The sequence below is a fragment of the Quadrisphaera granulorum genome (genome assembly GCF_003149145.1).
GTDB lineage: Bacteria > Actinomycetota > Actinomycetes > Actinomycetales > Quadrisphaeraceae > Quadrisphaera > Quadrisphaera granulorum.
Window position 1 is genome coordinate 1 of record NZ_QGDQ01000002.1, and the last position, 16328, is coordinate 16328.

Sequence of the window (16328 nt, forward strand, 5' to 3'; positions counted from 1 at the left end):
CCATCGTCGCCGCAGCGCTGGTGGTGCTGCACCTGGAGTACCACCGCACCGTGTGACGCAGCGTCACCACTCAAAGTCCTAGTGGCAAAGGCTCAGTGACTCCGAAGTCGCTGTCGCTCACGTGAGTCTGCCTGACGAGGGTGACCGACATGTGCTCGCGGCCGCGGTCGCCGTCGACGCCGACGTGCTCTGCACCGACAACCTCAAGGACTTCCCGACCGACGTGATGGCGGAGTTCGGCATCCGACCCATGTCGGCGGACGCCCTGCTGGCCCACCTTGTCGCCGAGTTCCCGGTCGGCATGCTCGCCGCACACCGACTTGCGGTGTCGCGACTCCCTGGCGCGACCGACGCCTCGACTCTTGCCGCACTCCGCCGTGTGGGGGCACCGAACACGGCTGACCTCATGGCCGTGCTCCTCCGCGCCGATACGGGATGAACCGCCACCGCTGGCTGCTCCTTCTGGAGCAGGTCGCCGAGCTGGAGCGGAGCCGGTTCGAGGGTGGCCGCGCCTTCATCGGCCCTAGGCCGACGTGGGTCGCGTCCCGCGAGGCCTAGGTTGCTGCGCCGTGCTGCGTGACCCCGTCGACGTCGTCGTCGACGATGTCTCTTCCCGCCACCGGGAGGTCTGCAGAGACTGCCTGTGGGAACTGCTCGACGGGCGGCGGGTGCACCTGCACGCCGACAACCCGCGCCGCTGGCGTGCCGGTGATGTGAGGGCCGTCCTGGAGCTGACCGCCACCCGGCTTGTCGACTACTGCGACCTGCCGGCGCACGCCGTCCCCGCGTTGCGCGCCTACCTGGACGACCTCTCAACGCGCGACACGCTGCACCCCGGCAGCGCTCGCCCTGCTGCCCTGCAGAAGGAACTCGACAGAGAGGGGGAGACCTTCCCGGAGGCCATCACCGACAGGTCTCGCTGGATGTTGGCCAAGACGATCTACGCCGCCATGCGCGAGGACGGCGTCGACCTGCGCGATCCCCAGGCCACCGACCGGTGGGCCGCACGGTTCACCCAGCTCTCACCCGCCCAACGGGAACCGATCCTCGGTCACCTCGCCACGGAGCAGCCTGGGCTGCTGGTCGGTGAGCTGTTCGCCGCCGATGGCATCGCGGTCTTCGTCGAACCGCTCCCCCACGGCGAGCGGACGGCGACCAGCACCGAAGTGCTGGACGATATGCTGGACAGACCTGGCCCCGAGCTGGGCGTCGCCGCCGCCATGGCCGCTCTCAGCGGCGCCAACCGGCTCGCGGCGATCCTCGTGGCCCGAGACTCCGAACTGCTGGCTCACCTGCTCACGGTGAGCCACTGGCTCATCGGCAGGACGACGACGACGCGCGGCGGCCTGGTTCCCGCGGACATCACCGCGCTCGTCCACATCACGGGCGAGACGACGGCAGCGCAGCGCCCGCGATCTCCCGAGGAAGCCCCTCACTCCTCGCGTCTGGTGCGCATCGCCGAGGAGGTGGGGCTGGTGGTGGCCGGCACACCGCGATGGGCGCCGGGGCCTCGGCTGATCTCCGACCCGGAGGACGTCGACGGCGACGTCCTGCTCGACCTGTGGGTGGCCGTACTCGACGTGCTGTCACGCGAGACATGGGCACGTCCAGCGGCCACAGCCTCCGAGAACTCCGCGCTGAACGCCGGGTCCGCCCTCAACTGGTGAGCCCGCAGCCGCGGGCGATTCCCCGCCGGCTTCGTCAGAGCGGTCCGAGCGCCTCGGTCGCGGCGTGCTCACGCAGGTAGTCGCGGACATAGGGCAGCGTGAAGTCGACCTTGCCATGGCCGACCGGCTCGATCAGCTCTGCGGCGATCAGCCTGAGCCGGTACTGGCTGGCGTACGTGGCGTCGACACCGAGACGTTGAGCGATCACACCCATCGCTGAAGGGCCGTCGTCGACAGCCATGGCAGCGAGGAACGACTTGTCGACCGCTGACAGCGATGAGAGGGCGGGCTCATGCACAAGGTGGCCGACGCGTCGCACCGACCGCTCGATTCCCTCACGGACATGCTCCGCGGTCACTTCGGTGCTGCCTGGGTCGGCTCTCCACGAGTGGAAACCCACGAGCTGGACAAGGAAGGGGTAACGCTGCGTGCCCTCGACGGCCAGCGATAAGGCGTCATCGCCAATGGCCCGGCCCGACGACTCGATGGGCTCGCGCAGGGCGCGAGCGACGTCAGACGCCGGCACCTTGCCCAGGGTGAACCGCTCAGCACGACGTAGGAACGTCAGCACGTCGTCGTTGAGCAGGTCCGTGACAGCGGAGGGCAGCCCCGCAGCGACCAATGCGACCTCGCGGCCTTCTCGAAAGGCGTGCTGGACCGTGTGCGCGAGCTCGCGAAGGTCAGTGATGGCCGACCGGTGGACCTCATCGAGCGAGATGAGCACTCCGCTGCCGCGCGGGGCGATGGCCTCGGTGAGCTCATCCAGCCTGGACCGGAGCGACGCCGCGACAGGGTGGCGGTCCTCGTGGTGTCGGGTGACGCCACCGCCAACTCCGAAGACCGAGGCGCTTGCCTGGGTGAGACGGCGCCGCACAGCCTCGTCAGTGTGCTGCGCGAGGAGGGCGGTGAGGTGCGTGTCGGCGATGCGCTGGGCCACTCCCGGGCGCACCGTCTCCGAAACGACGAGCCAGCCCCGGTTCCGGGCGAGATCCTCCACGGCGTTGAGCAGAGCAGTCTTGCCGCATCCTCGGACGCCCGTGAAGAGCGTCGCTCGCGCTGGCGAACCGGGGCCGCCGTCAAGAGACTCAGCAACGGCTTCCAGCTCAGCATCGCGCCCCACGAGGAGCGGCGGGGAGACCCCGAAGGACGGGGTGAAGGGATTGGAAGCCACGAGCCCTCCAGCTTTAGACCCTTTTAGATCTTTTAGATATTAGCTGGAGGAGGTTGGTGGCAGCGGTGGTCTCGGTGGGGAAGTCACGAGACCACCGCTGCTGCTTGGGGGACCTCAGGCCAGCGCGGCCCAGGTGCCGGGCTCGGCCGGTGCGGCCGGAGCGGGGATTGCCGGCACGGGGCCGCGCACAACGGCTTCGGCCGTCTCGGGCAGGGCTGCGACCGGCATGACAGCCGCATGGGCAGCAACGGCCGCAAAGTAGGCCTGGCGGCGGCGGTCCACCACTCCCCCGGGCCGCTCGGCTGGCGTCACCAGCGATGGCTCGAGAGCGGAGTTCATGCCGTCGCGCATGAGCTGCAGCGCCTCGGTGCGCAGCTGGCTGATCCGCGACTCGGTGACGCTGAGCTCAGCGGCCACCTCGGCCACCGACCGGTCCTCGAGGAACAGGGCCTGCACCACGGTGCGCAGCCGCATGGGCAGCGACTCGATGGCCGCATGCAGGTAACGAACCTGCTCGTTCTGCAGCAGGTGCTCCTCAGGTCCGGGACCCTCGTGGGGCAGCACCTCGGCAACGACGCCGTCGTAGGCGTCCATGCTCACGAGCGCCCGCTCGGTGGTGGCGCGGGCGGCGTCCAGCTCTTCCGGCGAGCACCCCAGGGCCGCCGCCAGCTCTGCGCGCTCGGGCTTGCGCCCGAGCTGGCCGGCCAGCGTCTCCTCCGCGACGGCGAGCTGCCGCGTGCGGGTGCGGGCACCACGAGGAGCCCAGTCCATAGAGCGGAGCTCGTCGAGTAGCGCCCCGCGGATACGCAACGTGGCGTAGCGGCTGAAGGGCACGCCCGTCTCGGCGTCGTAGCTCATCGCGGCCTGCGCCAGCGCCGCCATGCCGGCGGAGACAAGGTCGTCACGCAGCACGTGCCCGGGAAGTCGAGCCATGGTCTCGCTGACCTGATACCCGACGATGGGCAGGTGGGCGCGGACAAGCTCGTCCACCTCACGGCCCGACCGGCGCGGCCGGCTGGCTGGGGTGCTCGCTGAGTTGCTCACGGAGAGTGTTTCGGCCGCCCGGGTGACTTCCTTGAGCCACTCGGGTCACACGCGCCTCCGTAGCCTCGGGAACGAGCAGTGAGAGCCGAGAGAACGGTGTGGTCCGCCCCGTGACGAGGTGAGCGGACCGCAGAACCCTCAGGGACGGGGGGTCACCGCCGATGGACTGGCGAGGAAGACCCGACCGAAAGTTCCAAGGGGGTGTTCGTGGGCGTCGCCGAAGTGTCCAACGTGCTGTGGCGCGAGCGAGAGCAGCTGGACCTACTGCTGTTCAAGCTCGAGGAGGAGCAGCTGGTGCTCAACAGCGGACGCACCCGCTGGGTGGCTCACGCCACCCGTGAGGTGGAGATCGTGCTGGAGCAGGTGCGCCAGAGCGAGCTCCTGCGCGCCGTCGAGGTGGACGCCTACGCCGAGTCTGTCGGCCTGGGCCCCAACCCGAGCCTCAAGGACCTAGCAACCGCCGCTGGGGAGCCGTGGAGCGAGCTGCTGCTCGCCCACCGCGATGCCCTGGTCGAGGTGACGGATGAGATCCGGCGCCTGTCCGAGAGCAATCGGATCATCCTCTCCGCCGCTGCGCGGGCCACCCACGAGACGCTCCTGAGCATCAACGGGACACTCGAAACCTACGCCCCGACGGGACGGACGACCTCTGCCGCCCCCGCCAACCTCGTCGACCGATCCCTGTAGAGGACCCCACCCATGAGCTCCTTCTCCGGCCTGTCGACGGCGCTGTCCGCGCTGCAGGCGACCCGCAAGGCCCTCGACGTCACGGGCAACAACATCGCCAACGTGGCGACGCCGGGCTACACCCGTCAGCGGGTGGACCTCCAGCCGGCCACCACGGCCGTCGGTCTCATGACCACCGGGCAGCAGGGTGGCAATGGCGTCATGCTGACCGGCGTCAGCCGGCTGGCCAGCGCCTTCTGGGACGCCCAGGTGCGCTCCCAGACGTCCCTGCACGCTGACCTGGCCTCCCGCGCTGACACCCTCAATACCCTTCAGGACCTCACCGGCGAGCCCAGCGACACGGCCCTGGCCGGCAGCTTGTCGAAGATGTGGTCAGCGTTCGCCAACCTGGCTAGCAACGCGACCGGCACCAACAAGGACGCCGCGCGCTCCGTGGTGGTCTCTTCCGCCGAGAACGTCGCCAACTCCCTCAAGAACGGCTACGCCGGCATCGTGGCGATGTGGAACGACCAGCGCACACAGGCCACCTCCATCGCCAACGAGGTGAACGCCACCGCCCAGGCCGTCGCCACCTTCAACCAGCAGATCAAGACGGCGGTCGCCGCCGGCAACAGCGCCAACGAGCTGATGGACCAGCGCGACCAGCTCGTGGTCCGCCTCGCCGAGCTGACCGGCGCGACCACCGTTCAGGCGCCGAACGGCGTGGTGGACGTCTACCTGGGGTCCAACGCTCTGGTTCAGGGCGGCTCCTCCTACACCGTCGCGATGAGCGCCCCGACCACCACCAACACGCTGCCGCCGACCGGCTCGCCGTCGCTGAAGTTCACCGACGGCTCCGTGGCCTCGGTCCGCGGCGGCCAGCTGGCCGGCGTGCTCGACGCCCTGCGGGTGGGCGGCACGCTGGACACGGCGGCCGCCCAGTACGACACCGTCGCCAACACGGTCAAGTCTGTGGTCAACACCGCCTACGCCGCGACGCAGGTCGCCGCTGACGGCGCCACGGTGCCCGTCTTCTTTTCCACCAGCGGCACCGGCGCGACCGGCCTGTCCGTCGCGGTGACGACGTCGACCCTGCGGACCGGCAATACCGACACCAAGGGCGCCGGAGACGCGTCGGTCGCGCTAGCCATGAGCACGCTCGGCAAGGCCACGGGAAGCCCCGACAGCCTCTGGACGACCTACGTCTCCCAGCTCGGAGCCGACGCCGCCGGCGCCACCTCCCGTACCACGGCGACGGCCGCGACGCTAGCCAACTCGGTCTCGTCCAAGCAGTCCGAGACCGGCGTCTCCCTCGATGAGGAGACCGCCAACCTGCTCACACTCCAGCGCGCCTACCAGGCCGCTGCCCGAGTGCTCACGTCCGTGGACGAGGCACTCGACACCCTCATCAACAAGACCGGTCTGGTCGGGAGGTAACGGACATGAGCGGACTTAGCCGCGTCACCCACCGCACGATCCAGGAGCAGTCGCTCGCGAACCTGCAGAGCAACCTGTCGGCGATGGCCACACTCAGCGAGCAGCTGTCGACGGGCAAGCGCATCAACAGGCCGTCGGACGACCCGACCGGCACCGTCGACGCGCTGCGCCTGCGCACGCTGCAGCGCGACAACGAGCAGTACGGCAAGAACGCGAACGACGGGCTCGCCTGGCTCGGCGCCACCGACAGGGCGCTGCAGTCCACGCTGTCCCAGCTCAACGTCGCGACCAACCGTGCGATGCAGGCCCTCAACAGCGGCACCCAGAACACGACGTCGCGGGCTGCGCTCGCGGCGGAGGTCGACGGTGTGCTGTCCGCGGTCAAGGGGATGGCCAACAGCACCTACTCCGACCGTAACCTCTTCGCCGGAACCGCCACCGGTGACGCGGTCACGGCCACGGGCACGGCTCCGACTCAGACGTTCACCTGGGGAACGATCGGTCTCGGCACGGTCATGCGCCAGATCGGTCCGAACGACAGCGTGCGCGTGGACACCGACGGCAGGGACGTCTTCGGAGACGGAGCGACGTCCGTCTTCAAGACTCTGGAGGGCTTGGCCGCCGCCATCCGCTCCGGTGACGACGCCACCACCCGCACGCTGTACAGCCAGCTGCAGGACCGGCAGTCCACCGTCACCACGGCCCTGACCGAGGTCGGTGCTCGCTACAACCGGGTCACCGCTGCGCAGAACGCCGTGGCCGACCGCGACGTGGAGCTCACCAAGCAGCTCTCCGACGTGCAGGACCTCGACTTCCCGAAGGCTGTCATCGCCATGCAGTCGCAGAAGACCGCGTACGACGCGGCGCTGCAGGTCACGGCGAAGACGCTGCAGACGAGCCTGATGGACTTCATTCGATGACGGTCACAACGGGGGGTACGGTCACGATGACGAGCATGAGCGTTCAGGAGACCACGGAGGACCAGGTGTCCGTGATCGAGAGCACCGACGACGCCGCCTCGGCGCCCGAGGTCCGCTTCTCAGCGCCCCTGCTGGGTCTGGAGCACCTCACCCGGTTCGCCCTGGAGCAGGTCGAGGCTGACAGCCCGCTCTTCTCCCTGCGCAGCCTCGAGGACAACGACGTGAGCCTGCTCCTGCTCGCGCCGGACGCCGTCTTCGACGGGTACGCCCCGAAGATGGACGCCGTCTCCCGCGCCGCCGTGGGCCTGCCCACCGGTGACGACGGCATCATCCTCAACGTGGTCAACGCCGCCGGGGCGAAGTCCCTGGAGGAGGCCACGGTGAACCTGCTCGCGCCGATCCTCATCAACCCCAACAGCGGCACGGCGGCCCAGATCGTGCTGACCGGCAGCGACTACCCGCTGCGCCAGCCGCTGGCCGGCTGACGCCGTCTTCCGCTCGTCCTTCGCCGCGGGTCAGCCCGCGGCGAGGGACGACGCCGAACCCGACAGGTCCGACAACTCGCTGAGAATGCGCAGGTGCCGGGCCCGGATGGCCTCGACGTCGGCGGCGGCGCGCGCCAGCGCGGCCTTCGCTTCTTCACGCATCCGCTCTGCCTCAGCGGCGGCCTCCTCACGCAGCGAGGCGGCCGCCGCTGAGGCGTCGGCGAGCAGCTCGTCGCGCTCGGCGCGGGCAGCGGCGCGGTCACTCTCGGCCTCGGTGCGCAGCTGCTGGGCTGCGGCCTGCTCAGCAGCAGCGCGCTCGCTCGAGGCGGCAGCCTCTGAGAGCGCCTCGTGCAGGATGCGCTCCGCCTCCGCGCGGGCGGCGGAGAGGGCGTGTGCGGCAGCCTCGACCTGCTCCTCGGCCTGGGCCCGGAGCTCCTCGGCCTCCTCCTCAGCGGCCTCACGGACCGCGAGGGCGTGCGCCTTCGAGTCCGCGCGCAGACGCGCGGCCTCGTCCAGGAGCTCGCACGCCCGCTGCTCGGCGCTGACCAGGACGGCGTCAGCCTCCTCGCGGGACTCGCTGCGCAGCGTGGCTGCCTCGTCGAGGATCTCATCGGCGCGTTCCTGCGCAGCAGCCAGCGCATCGGCCGCCTCCTGCGAAGCGCGCGCCAGCTCCGCCTCACCCTCAGCACGAAGACCCGCCGCCTCAGACTCCGCAGCAGCACGCACCGCCGCAGCATCCTCATCAGCAGCCCCACGCACCGCCACGGCCTCCTGCGAGGCACGAACCAGCTCCGCCTCACCCTCAGCACGAAGAACCGCCGCCTCAGACTCCGCAGCAGCACGCACGCCGGCGGCATCCTGCGAGGCACGAACCAGCTCCGCCTCACCCTCAGCACGAAGAACCGCCGCCTCAGACTCCGCAGCAGCACGCACCGCCGCAGCGTCGTCATCAGCAGCCCCACGCACCGCCACGGCCTCCTGCGAGGCACGAACCAGCTCCGCCTCACCCTCAGCACGAAGACCCGCCGCCTCAGACTCCGCAGCAGCACGCACCGCCGCAGCGTCGTCCTCCGCCGCGGCCAGCAGCTGGGCGACGCGTGCATTGGCGCGCTCGCGCAGCGCGTGGAGGCGCTCCCGCACCTCTCGCGCGTGCTCGGCGGCGTCGGCGTGGCTGCGCTGGTCAGCGTCGGCGAGCATCGCTGCGACCTGCTCGGCGGCCTGCACGCGCTGCAGATCAGCCTCGGCGGTGAGGGCCTCGGCCCGCTCCAGGGTGTCCGCGAGCTGCTTCTCCGCCTCGGCCACCACACGTGCAGCGTCCTGCGCGGCAGCGGTCATGACCCGCGAGGCATCCTCGTGCGCGTCCCGCATGACCTGCTCGGCATCGCCGTGGGTACGGACGAGTACGGCGGCAGCCTCGGCCTCCGCGTGCTGCAGGGCAGCGTGCGCGCGCTCCTTGAGCCGGGCGACCTCGGCGCGCAGCTCCCCCGCCTGCGACATCGCCTTGGCGACGACCTCTTCGGCCTCGGCCTCGGCGCGCTGACGCACCTGCTCGGCCTCCGCCTCGGTACGCCCGAGCTCCACGCGAGCCTGCGCGAGCTCCGCGCGGGCCTGCTCGGCCTCTTCCTCGGCCTGCTCACGGATCGCAGCTGCCTCGCGCACCATGCGCTGCACCTGCTGCTGAGCCTGAACGCGAGCGCCCTCGACGAGCGCCTCGGCCGCGGCAGCGGCCCCCGCCTCGACCGCCTCACGGGCCCCCTCGGCGTCCTTGAGGAGCGCAGCCCCGCGCTCACGGGCGCGAGCAAGCATCTTGTCGGCATCGAGGTGTGCTGCGGCACGGATCTCCGCGGCGGCAGCAGCGGCAGAGGCAGCGATCTTGTCCGCTTCCACGTGCGCATCGGCCATAACCTGGTCGGCCAACTGCACGGTGTCTGCGTTGAGCCCGTCGGCGTCATCGGCAGCGATGCGCCAGAGACGGTCGGCTTCCTCGCGAGCCTCAGCCACCAGCTGGACGGCACGCTCGCGGTCTCGATCAGCCTCCGCCTGGAGCAGGTTCGCCGCGGCGCGCGCCGCCTGCAGCACCTCCTCGGCGTCACGCTGGACGTCGTCGCGCAGCGCCTGGACGTGGTTGCGTGACGTGGTGGCGTGCTCGCGCGCGCCGGCAAGCAGGTGATCGGCTTCGGCGCGGACCTCGACGGCGGTGGCGCGCGCCCGTGCGACCGCGGCCGTGGCCTCCTCGCGGAGCGTCGAAGCCTCGACACGAGCCGTGGCTAGCAGCTGCTCCGCCTCGCCACGCGCGACGAGACCCTGCCGGCGAGCGGCCTCGGTCTGCTCCTCGGCAGTGGAGCGCGACGCCGCCAGCAGCTCCTCTGCCTGGTCCCGCGCCGACTCGAGTAGCTTCTTCGCCCCGACGCGAGCCGCTTCCAGCAGGGCCTCGGACTCCGCGCGGCTGGAGGCGAGCACCTGCTCGGCCTCGGCCCGCACGGCCAGCCCTTGCAGACGGGCTGCCTCGGACTGCTCCTGCGCACTCGAACGCGTCGACTCCAGCAGCGCGTCGGACTCCGCACGCGCACGCTCGAGCAGCGCCTCGGCCTCGACGCGACTCGAGGCGAGCACCTGCTCGGCCTCAGCCCGAACAGCCGCACTCTCCTGACGCGAAACCTCCGACTGCTCCTGCGCACTCGACCGCGTCGACTCCAGCAGCGCCTCAGCCTCCAGGCGCGCCGACTCCAGCAGCGCCTCAGCCTCCACACGACTCGCCGCCAACACCTGCTCGGCCTCAGCCCGAACAGCCGCACTCTCCTGACGCGAAACCTCCGACTGCTCCTGCGCACTCGACCGCGTCGACTCCAGCAGCGCCTCAGCCTCCAGGCGCGCCGACTCCAGCAGCGCCTCAGCCTCCACACGACTCGCCGCCAACACCTGCTCGGCCTCAGCCCGAACAGCCGCACTCTCCTGACGCGAAACCTCCGACTGCTCCTGCGCACTCGACCGCGTCGACTCCAGCAGCGCCTCAGCCTCCAGGCGCGCCGACTCCAGCAGCGCCTCAGCCTCCACACGACTCGCCGCCAACACCTGCTCGGCCTCAGCCCGAACAGCCGCACTCTCCTGACGCGCAGCCTCGACCTGCCCCTCAGCCGTTGACCGCGTAGTGGCCAGCAGCTGCTCGGACTCGGCGCGGGCGCGCTCCAGCAGCACCTCCGCCTCGCTGCGGGCAGCGAAGAGCAGACGCTCGAGGTCTTCTTGGGCCCGCTCGCGGTCGGCGTCCAGCGACTGCAGCACCGCAGCGCGCTCGGCGTCGAGCTCCTCACGGACCCGGGCCTTCTCCTGCGCCGAGGCGGTGGCCGCCTCCACGCGGATGGCTTCAGCCTCGACGGCGGCGTCGGTGCGGAGGACCTCGGCCTCCGCACGCAGCAGCTCGGCCTCCGCGCGCAGCTGCTCTGCCAGCGAGGTGGCCTCGGCGCGCAGCCGGTGAGCGTCCTCCTCGGCGTCGGCCAGCAGCTGGCGCGAGTCCTGACGGGCCTGAGCCATGGCGCGGTCAGCGGCGTCAGCCGCCTCCGCGGCACGTGCCACGGCCTGGGCGCGGAGACGCTCCGCCTCCGCGAGGGCCTGGTCGCGCTGCTCCTCGGCCCGGACGACGAGCCTGATCGACTCGGTGCGCACCGCGTCGCGGTCAAGCTCGGCCCGCTCGCGTCGGCGCTGGACATCCCGCAGGTCGCCGACGACGTCGTCCGTGAGGCGTGACGCCCGCTGAGATGCCTCGTTGATGACGACGTCGGCGATCGACCGCAGCACGCTGATGCGGTCCTGCAGCGCCAGCGCCTGCGCGCTGACGCGCTGACGGCGGTCACGCAGGGCGCCGAGGTCGGTGCGCAGCAGCGTCACCTGCTCGCGCAGCTCGGCGTGCTGGGAGTGGACGGCGTTGAGCGCGCTAAAGCTCTCAGCGACGCGGGCCTCCGCCGCCTCCAGCACCTGGGCCGCCTCCTCGGCGGCACGGGCGCGCTCGGCAGCGCTGGCCTCGGCGCCGGCGTGGACGTCAGCCTCGGCCTCTTCGAGGATCTCCTCCGCGCGGGCTTCCGCCGCCCGCAGCACCTCGGCGGCCTCCTCGGCAGCACGAGCACGCTCGGCATCGGCCTCCTCGGCAGCACGAGCACGCTCGGCTGCGGCCTCCTCGGCAGCACGGGCACGCAGCTCGGCGGCCTCCTCGGCAGCACGAGCGCGCTCCTCTGCACTCGCCCCGGCGCGGGCCTCGGCATCCCCGACCACCTCGGCAGCGCGGGCCTCGGCGGCGCGGACCACGTCGGCGGCCTCCGCCGCGGCACGGGCGCGCGCCTCGGCGGCCTCCTCGGCAGCGCGGGCCAGCACGGTGCGGGCTTCTGCCTCGGCCTGGGCCCTGACCTGGTCGGCCCGCCCCTGAGCGAGGTCGAGCAGCATCGCCGCGTGCTCGTAGCTGGTGGGGGTCGCGACCGGTTCAGGCTGGCGGACGCCGTCGCGAAGGTCGATGACGGGCTGGCGGCGCTGTCGCGGAACGGCCGGCATGGAGCCTGTGCACTCGGGGCAGGCCCCGCATCCACCGCATCCGTCGGTATCAGCCAGGAAGTCGACGTCGTCGAGTCCGCTGCCGTAGCCGTCCCGCGTGTTCCACGGGGACAGCGGGGCGTGACGCCCGGTGCGGTCGCTGTCCATGCACGGATCGTGACACTGGGAGAGCGCGGAGTGTGGGACTTCCGTCGTCGTCGGCCTGTCACCGATCTTCGATGCCCTTGTCGAAGGCACGAGAAGAGGGGGCCGGGCCCGTAGGCCCGACCCCCTCCCCCGCTCGTCCTGGACCCGCCCGGCCCGGTGTTCGACCTGCGACGGGACCTCAGACGAGGACGATCGACAGCGTTCCCGTGCCGTAGCCCTTGACCGACACGGCCCAGTCCACGCGACCACCGAGAGCGGTCAGGTGGCCGATGACGTCGGTGGGGATCTGCTCGCCGAGCGCGTGGTGGGAGTACAGCTTCAGGTGCGCGGCGTCACCGACGTTGAACAGCGCCGCCATGACGTTGAGCACCTCGGCTGCGTTGGTGCGCAGGTTGGGGAACAGCTCCTTGTCGTCGACGGCGTCCGCCGCGGCGCCCGGGGGCAGCAGACCGATGGCCGCGCCGATGTACGCCGCCATCGGCAGGTCGAACGCGACCACGGCGCGCAGCTTGGTGGTCGAGTCGACGTAGGTGCCGACGACGCCGACGTTGCCCGAGGGACGGTTGCCGTCGGCGAAGGTGCACTCCTTGTTGAGGAGGCCCTCGAGCATGTCGCGCGCGTCCTTCGCCACCGGCAGCTGCGTGGCGCCGGTGCCGGTGGTGGTGACGTGCTCCAGCTCGGCGCTGGCGCTGCCGCCACCGAGCACCGGCCCGAGGGCCGCCTCGAACGTGTCGGCGGAGAACGGCTTGGCGATGAGGAACAGCGCGCCCGCGGCGGCCGCGGCGGAGCGCATCTCTTCGCTGCCCTCGGAGGTCACGAAGCCGAACGGCACGTCGGCGCCCGACGCGCGCAGCGCGCGCAGGCACTCGATGCCGGTCATCTCGGGCATGTTCCAGTCGGACAGCAGGAGGTCGGGAGCCTCGGAGCTGACCTTCTCGAAGGCGTCGCGGCCGTTCTCCGCCTCGATGACCTCGTGGTCGTCGAAGCCGGCCTGACGCAGGGTGCGGATCACGATCTGCCGCATGACGCGGCTGTCGTCAGCGATCAGGATCTTCACGGTGGGGTTCCTCGGGTCGTGGTGATCGGATGGGCGGGCGGGTACAGCGGGATGGTGCTAGGTCGGGTCTCAGTACTGCAGCGGCACGCTGGAGATGACGATGTCGACGCTCTGCCCGCGCCAGATGCTCTGGATGACGAACATGTCCTCGCCGTGGGCGGGCGGGTTGGCGCCGACCAGCGGCAGGGTCAGCCGCGAGGCCTCCGGCAGGAGGGCCTTGAGGCCGCCACCGACGACGTTGGCGAGCTCGCCGAAGCCGTCCTCGACGTCGTCCTGGGACAGCTCGCCGACGGTCTCCTCACCGAGGAGGCAGCGGGTGAGGTCCTGCGCGACGCTCTCGTCGCACGTGATGACCACGCGACCGCGCCACGGACCGTCGATGCCGACCCAGGCGCTGAACGGGTTGGCCGGAGCCTCGCCGTCCAGGGGGATGAGGAACTCCTCCTCACCGATGAAGGACAGCCAGATCTCCTCGGCCACCGCGCGCACCGACTCCTCGGGCAGCAGCTCCGCGGCGGACAGGGTGCAGGCCCCGTCCTGCGTGGTCGCCTCAAGCAGGTGCTCGCTCACGGCACCTCCACCGGCACCAGGCCGAGCAGCGACAGCTTGTCGCGCAGGGCGTCGGGCGTGAACGGCTTGATGAGGTACTCGTGAGCACCGGCGGCAAGGGCACGGACGATCTGCCCGTGCTCGCTCTCGGTGGTCACCATCATGAGCGTCATGTCGCGCCAGGCCGGGTTGGCCCGCACGGCGCTGACGAAGGACAACCCGTCCATGACGGGCATGTTCCAGTCGACGCAGGCCAGGTCGGGGACGCGCCCCGCCTCCAGCACGTTGAGCGCCTCCTGACCATCGCCGGCCTGCTCGACCTCGTAGCCGAGGTCACTGAGGATGCCGCCGACGATCCGGCGCATCGCGCGCGAGTCGTCGATCACCAGAGCGTGCACTGCACTCCCCTTTTCCGTGGATCCCCGCGCCGGTCGGCGCGAGGGGGTGTGGTTGGTCATGTCAACCGGCCGGTCAGTCGACCAGTCGGCCGGTGAGTCAGATGGGGAATCAGCCGACGGGTCAGCCGGCGATGGGCCGGTACGCGGAGGTGCGGCCGAGAGCGACGCGCTCCCAGCCGGCGTCGACGCCGAGGGTGGTCTCCGCCGCGCCGAGGAACAGCCAGCCGTCGGGGCGCATGAGGGTGCGAACCCGGCGCAGGATGTCCTGCTTGGTGGGCACGTCGAAGTAGATGAGCACGTTGCGCAGGAAGACCACGTCGAACGGGCCCATCCGCGGGTACGGCTGCGCGAGGTTGAGCTGGCTCGCGGTGACCATGGCGCGCAGCGCAGCCGCGACCTCCCACTCGGCGCCGGCGCGGGTGAAGTGCCGGACGAGCATGGGGGCGGGCAGGCCGCGGTTGACCTCGAGCTGGCTGAAGCGGCCGGCGCGAGTGCGCTCCACCATCTCCGTCGACAGGTCGGTGGCGGTGATCGCCACACGCGAGCTGCCGCCCGGGATGGTCTCGGAGGCGACCATCGCGATGGTGTACGGCTCCTGGCCACTGGACGACGCCGCCGACCAGATCCGCAGCTTCTCGCCCGCGGGCCGCGCGGCGAGCAGCTGCGGGAAGACCGTGGTGCCCAGCTGGGAGAACGGGTCTCCGTCGCGGTACCAGGAGGTCTCGTTCGTGGTCAGCGCCTCGACGATCGACTGCGTGGTGGCGCGGTCGGGGTGGCGACGGGCCTTCTCCACGAGCTCGGACACACCGGCGGCACCGGCCTTGCGGGCCAGGGGCAGCAGGCGCGCCTCGACGAGGTACTCCTTGCCGGGCGCCAGGACGATGGAGCTCTCACGTCGGACGAGGTCCGAGACGAAGGAGAAGTCCGCTGCGGCGAGCGTCATCACACACCTCCGGGGGTGGACGTGGGGGTCGGGAACGCGGTGGAACCCGCGGAGGCGGGCAGGGGCTGGCGAGGCAGGCGACGGATGATGGCGTCGGCGACGGAGCCCAGGGGCACGACCTCGTCGGCGAAGCCCGCGGTGGTGACGGCACCGGGCATGCCCCAGACCACCGAAGTCTCCCGGTCCTGGGCGATGACGTAGCCGCCCGCGGCGCGCACACGCCCCGCGCCGGCCTTGCCGTCAGAACCCATACCTGTGAGGACGACGGCGAGCACTCCGCCGTCGTAGGCGTCCACCGCGGACCGGAACAGCGGGTCGACGGCGGGCCGGCAGAAGTTCTCGCGGGCGCCCTGGGTCAGCACGGTGCGCCGGTCGCGCTTGTCCCCGGACACCGTGAGGTGCCAGTCACCAGGAGCCAGGTGGATGGTGCCGGGCTTGAGCGGCGTGCCGTCCTTGGCCTCGACGACGTCGAGGGCGCACAGCCTGTCGAGGCGCGCGGCGAACTGCGTGGTGAACACCGGCGGCATGTGCTGCACCAGCAGCACCGGCACGGGGAGGTTGCGGGGCAGCTTCGGCAGCACTGCCGAGAGCGCCTCGGGGCCCCCCGTGGAGGAGCCGATGACGAGGACGGCCGGCTGGCGGACGGCGCCGTTGCGGGGTGCGGGCACCACGGTCGGGGTGACGGGGGCCGGGGCGCCAGCTGCGGCAGCGCCAGCGTGGCCACCCGCGCCACCGGCACCGGGAGCACCGGCGACGGAGGGGGTGCGGCCGGTGAGGGCCAGCAGCTTGGGCAGCAGCTCCTCGCGCACCTGCGCCATGGAGGCCTGCACGCTGCCGACGTTGGCCGGCTTGGTGACGTAGTCCGACGCACCCGAGCTCAGGGCCTCCAGCGTGGCGCTGGCGCCGCGCTCGGTGAGCGTGCTGAACATGATGATCGGCAAGCGCTTGTTGAACTTGCGGATCTCCTTGACCGCGGAGATGCCATCCATCTCGGGCATCTCGATGTCCATGGTGACCACGTCAGGCTTCAGCGCGGTGATCTTGCCCAGGGCGAGCCGCCCGTTAGAGGCGGTCCCGACGACCTCGACCTGAGGGTCACCCGACAGACAGTCAGTGACGATCTTGCGGATGACGACTGAGTCGTCAACCACCAGGACCTTGACCGGCGTCACGCGGAGCCTCCCCACTTCAGGACGCCCCACGGTGCGGCGTACTGAGGGGATCGGCGGAAGACCCCGGGGAGTTGAGCAGTCCGTTCGACTTTGTGCCAGCTGTCCGCCGAGCGGGTGGCTAGCCCGTGCTCACCGC

At 71.2% G+C, this 16328-nt stretch carries 13 protein-coding genes and 1 pseudogene; 6 read left to right on the forward strand and 8 right to left on the reverse strand.

Annotated features, from left to right (window positions below):
- The first annotated feature begins 121 nt into the window (after positions 1 to 121).
- Positions 122 to 439, forward strand: a complete 318-nt coding sequence (locus tag BXY45_RS23680; protein ID WP_211319165.1) for a hypothetical protein — start codon at positions 122 to 124, stop codon at positions 437 to 439.
- Positions 440 to 569: 130 nt separating this feature from the next.
- Positions 570 to 1667, forward strand: coding sequence for a hypothetical protein (locus BXY45_RS02415; RefSeq protein WP_109772733.1), 1098 nt, complete (start codon positions 570 to 572; stop codon positions 1665 to 1667).
- Positions 1668 to 1701: 34 nt separating this feature from the next.
- Here the strand turns inward: BXY45_RS02415 and BXY45_RS02420 are convergent, their stop codons facing one another.
- The gene (locus tag BXY45_RS02420) at positions 1702 to 2838 is read right to left on the reverse strand and encodes an ATP-binding protein (protein WP_109772734.1); all 1137 of its coding nucleotides are present in this window, start codon (positions 2836 to 2838) and stop codon (positions 1702 to 1704) included.
- Between the two features lie 114 nt (positions 2839 to 2952).
- Positions 2953 to 3882 (reverse strand): sigma-70 family RNA polymerase sigma factor, encoded by a 930-nt coding sequence (locus tag BXY45_RS02425; protein ID WP_211319166.1) that lies wholly within the window; start codon positions 3880 to 3882, stop codon positions 2953 to 2955.
- 207 nt (positions 3883 to 4089) lie between these two features.
- Between BXY45_RS02425 and BXY45_RS02430 the strand changes: the two genes are divergently transcribed.
- Genes BXY45_RS02430 through BXY45_RS02445 form a run of 4 tightly spaced genes read left to right on the forward strand, consistent with a single transcriptional unit; the run spans position 4090 to position 7390 of the window.
- The gene (locus BXY45_RS02430) at positions 4090 to 4569 is read left to right on the forward strand and encodes a flagellar protein FlgN (protein WP_109772932.1); all 480 of its coding nucleotides are present in this window, start codon (positions 4090 to 4092) and stop codon (positions 4567 to 4569) included.
- 12 nt (positions 4570 to 4581) lie between these two features.
- Positions 4582 to 5985, forward strand: a complete 1404-nt coding sequence (gene flgK / locus BXY45_RS02435; protein ID WP_109772736.1) for a flagellar hook-associated protein FlgK — start codon at positions 4582 to 4584, stop codon at positions 5983 to 5985.
- Positions 5986 to 5990: 5 nt separating this feature from the next.
- Complete coding sequence (locus BXY45_RS02440) at positions 5991 to 6905, forward strand: flagellin N-terminal helical domain-containing protein (RefSeq protein WP_109772737.1); 915 nt, start codon at positions 5991 to 5993, stop codon at positions 6903 to 6905.
- A 35-nt stretch (positions 6906 to 6940) separates the two neighbouring features.
- Positions 6941 to 7390 (forward strand): flagellar assembly protein FliW, encoded by a 450-nt coding sequence (locus tag BXY45_RS02445; protein WP_170131278.1) that lies wholly within the window; start codon positions 6941 to 6943, stop codon positions 7388 to 7390.
- Between the two features lie 30 nt (positions 7391 to 7420).
- On the opposite strand, the gene BXY45_RS02450 is transcribed toward BXY45_RS02445, so the two are convergent.
- From BXY45_RS02450 to BXY45_RS02475, 6 genes and pseudogenes are all read right to left on the reverse strand, one after another.
- Positions 7421 to 12073, reverse strand: a complete 4653-nt coding sequence (locus BXY45_RS02450; protein ID WP_109772739.1) for a hypothetical protein — start codon at positions 12071 to 12073, stop codon at positions 7421 to 7423.
- 697 nt (positions 12074 to 12770) lie between these two features.
- Positions 12771 to 13130, reverse strand: a pseudogene (locus BXY45_RS24665) (response regulator); the annotation flags it as partial.
- A gap of 69 nt (positions 13131 to 13199) precedes the next feature.
- Complete coding sequence (locus tag BXY45_RS02460; RefSeq protein WP_109772740.1) at positions 13200 to 13700, reverse strand: chemotaxis protein CheX; 501 nt, start codon at positions 13698 to 13700, stop codon at positions 13200 to 13202.
- The gene (locus tag BXY45_RS02465) at positions 13697 to 14077 is read right to left on the reverse strand and encodes a response regulator (protein WP_109772741.1); all 381 of its coding nucleotides are present in this window, start codon (positions 14075 to 14077) and stop codon (positions 13697 to 13699) included. Before BXY45_RS02465 ends, BXY45_RS02460 begins: the two co-directional genes overlap by 4 nt.
- A gap of 121 nt (positions 14078 to 14198) precedes the next feature.
- Entirely contained in the window at positions 14199 to 15020 is an 822-nt protein-coding gene (locus BXY45_RS02470) for a CheR family methyltransferase (protein WP_109772742.1), read from the reverse strand.
- On the reverse strand, positions 15020 to 16192 hold the full coding sequence (locus tag BXY45_RS02475) for a protein-glutamate methylesterase/protein-glutamine glutaminase (RefSeq protein ID WP_109772743.1): 1173 nt from the start codon (positions 16190 to 16192) through the stop codon (positions 15020 to 15022). Before BXY45_RS02475 ends, BXY45_RS02470 begins: the two co-directional genes overlap by 1 nt.
- Positions 16193 to 16328 lie beyond the last annotated feature (136 nt).

Excerpts from the sequence above, each read along its gene's own strand:
- flgK (WP_109772736.1), top strand. The coding sequence starts at position 4,582 with ATGAGCTCCTTCTCCGGCCTGTCGACGGCGCTGTCCGCGCTGCAGGCG.
- BXY45_RS02440 (WP_109772737.1), top strand. The coding sequence starts at position 5,991 with ATGAGCGGACTTAGCCGCGTCACCCACCGCACGATCCAGGAGCAGTCG.
- BXY45_RS02445 (WP_170131278.1), top strand. The coding sequence starts at position 6,941 with ATGAGCGTTCAGGAGACCACGGAGGACCAGGTGTCCGTGATCGAGAGC.
- BXY45_RS02450 (WP_109772739.1), bottom strand. The coding sequence starts at position 12,073 with ATGGACAGCGACCGCACCGGGCGTCACGCCCCGCTGTCCCCGTGGAAC.
- BXY45_RS02470 (WP_109772742.1), bottom strand. The coding sequence starts at position 15,020 with ATGACGCTCGCCGCAGCGGACTTCTCCTTCGTCTCGGACCTCGTCCGA.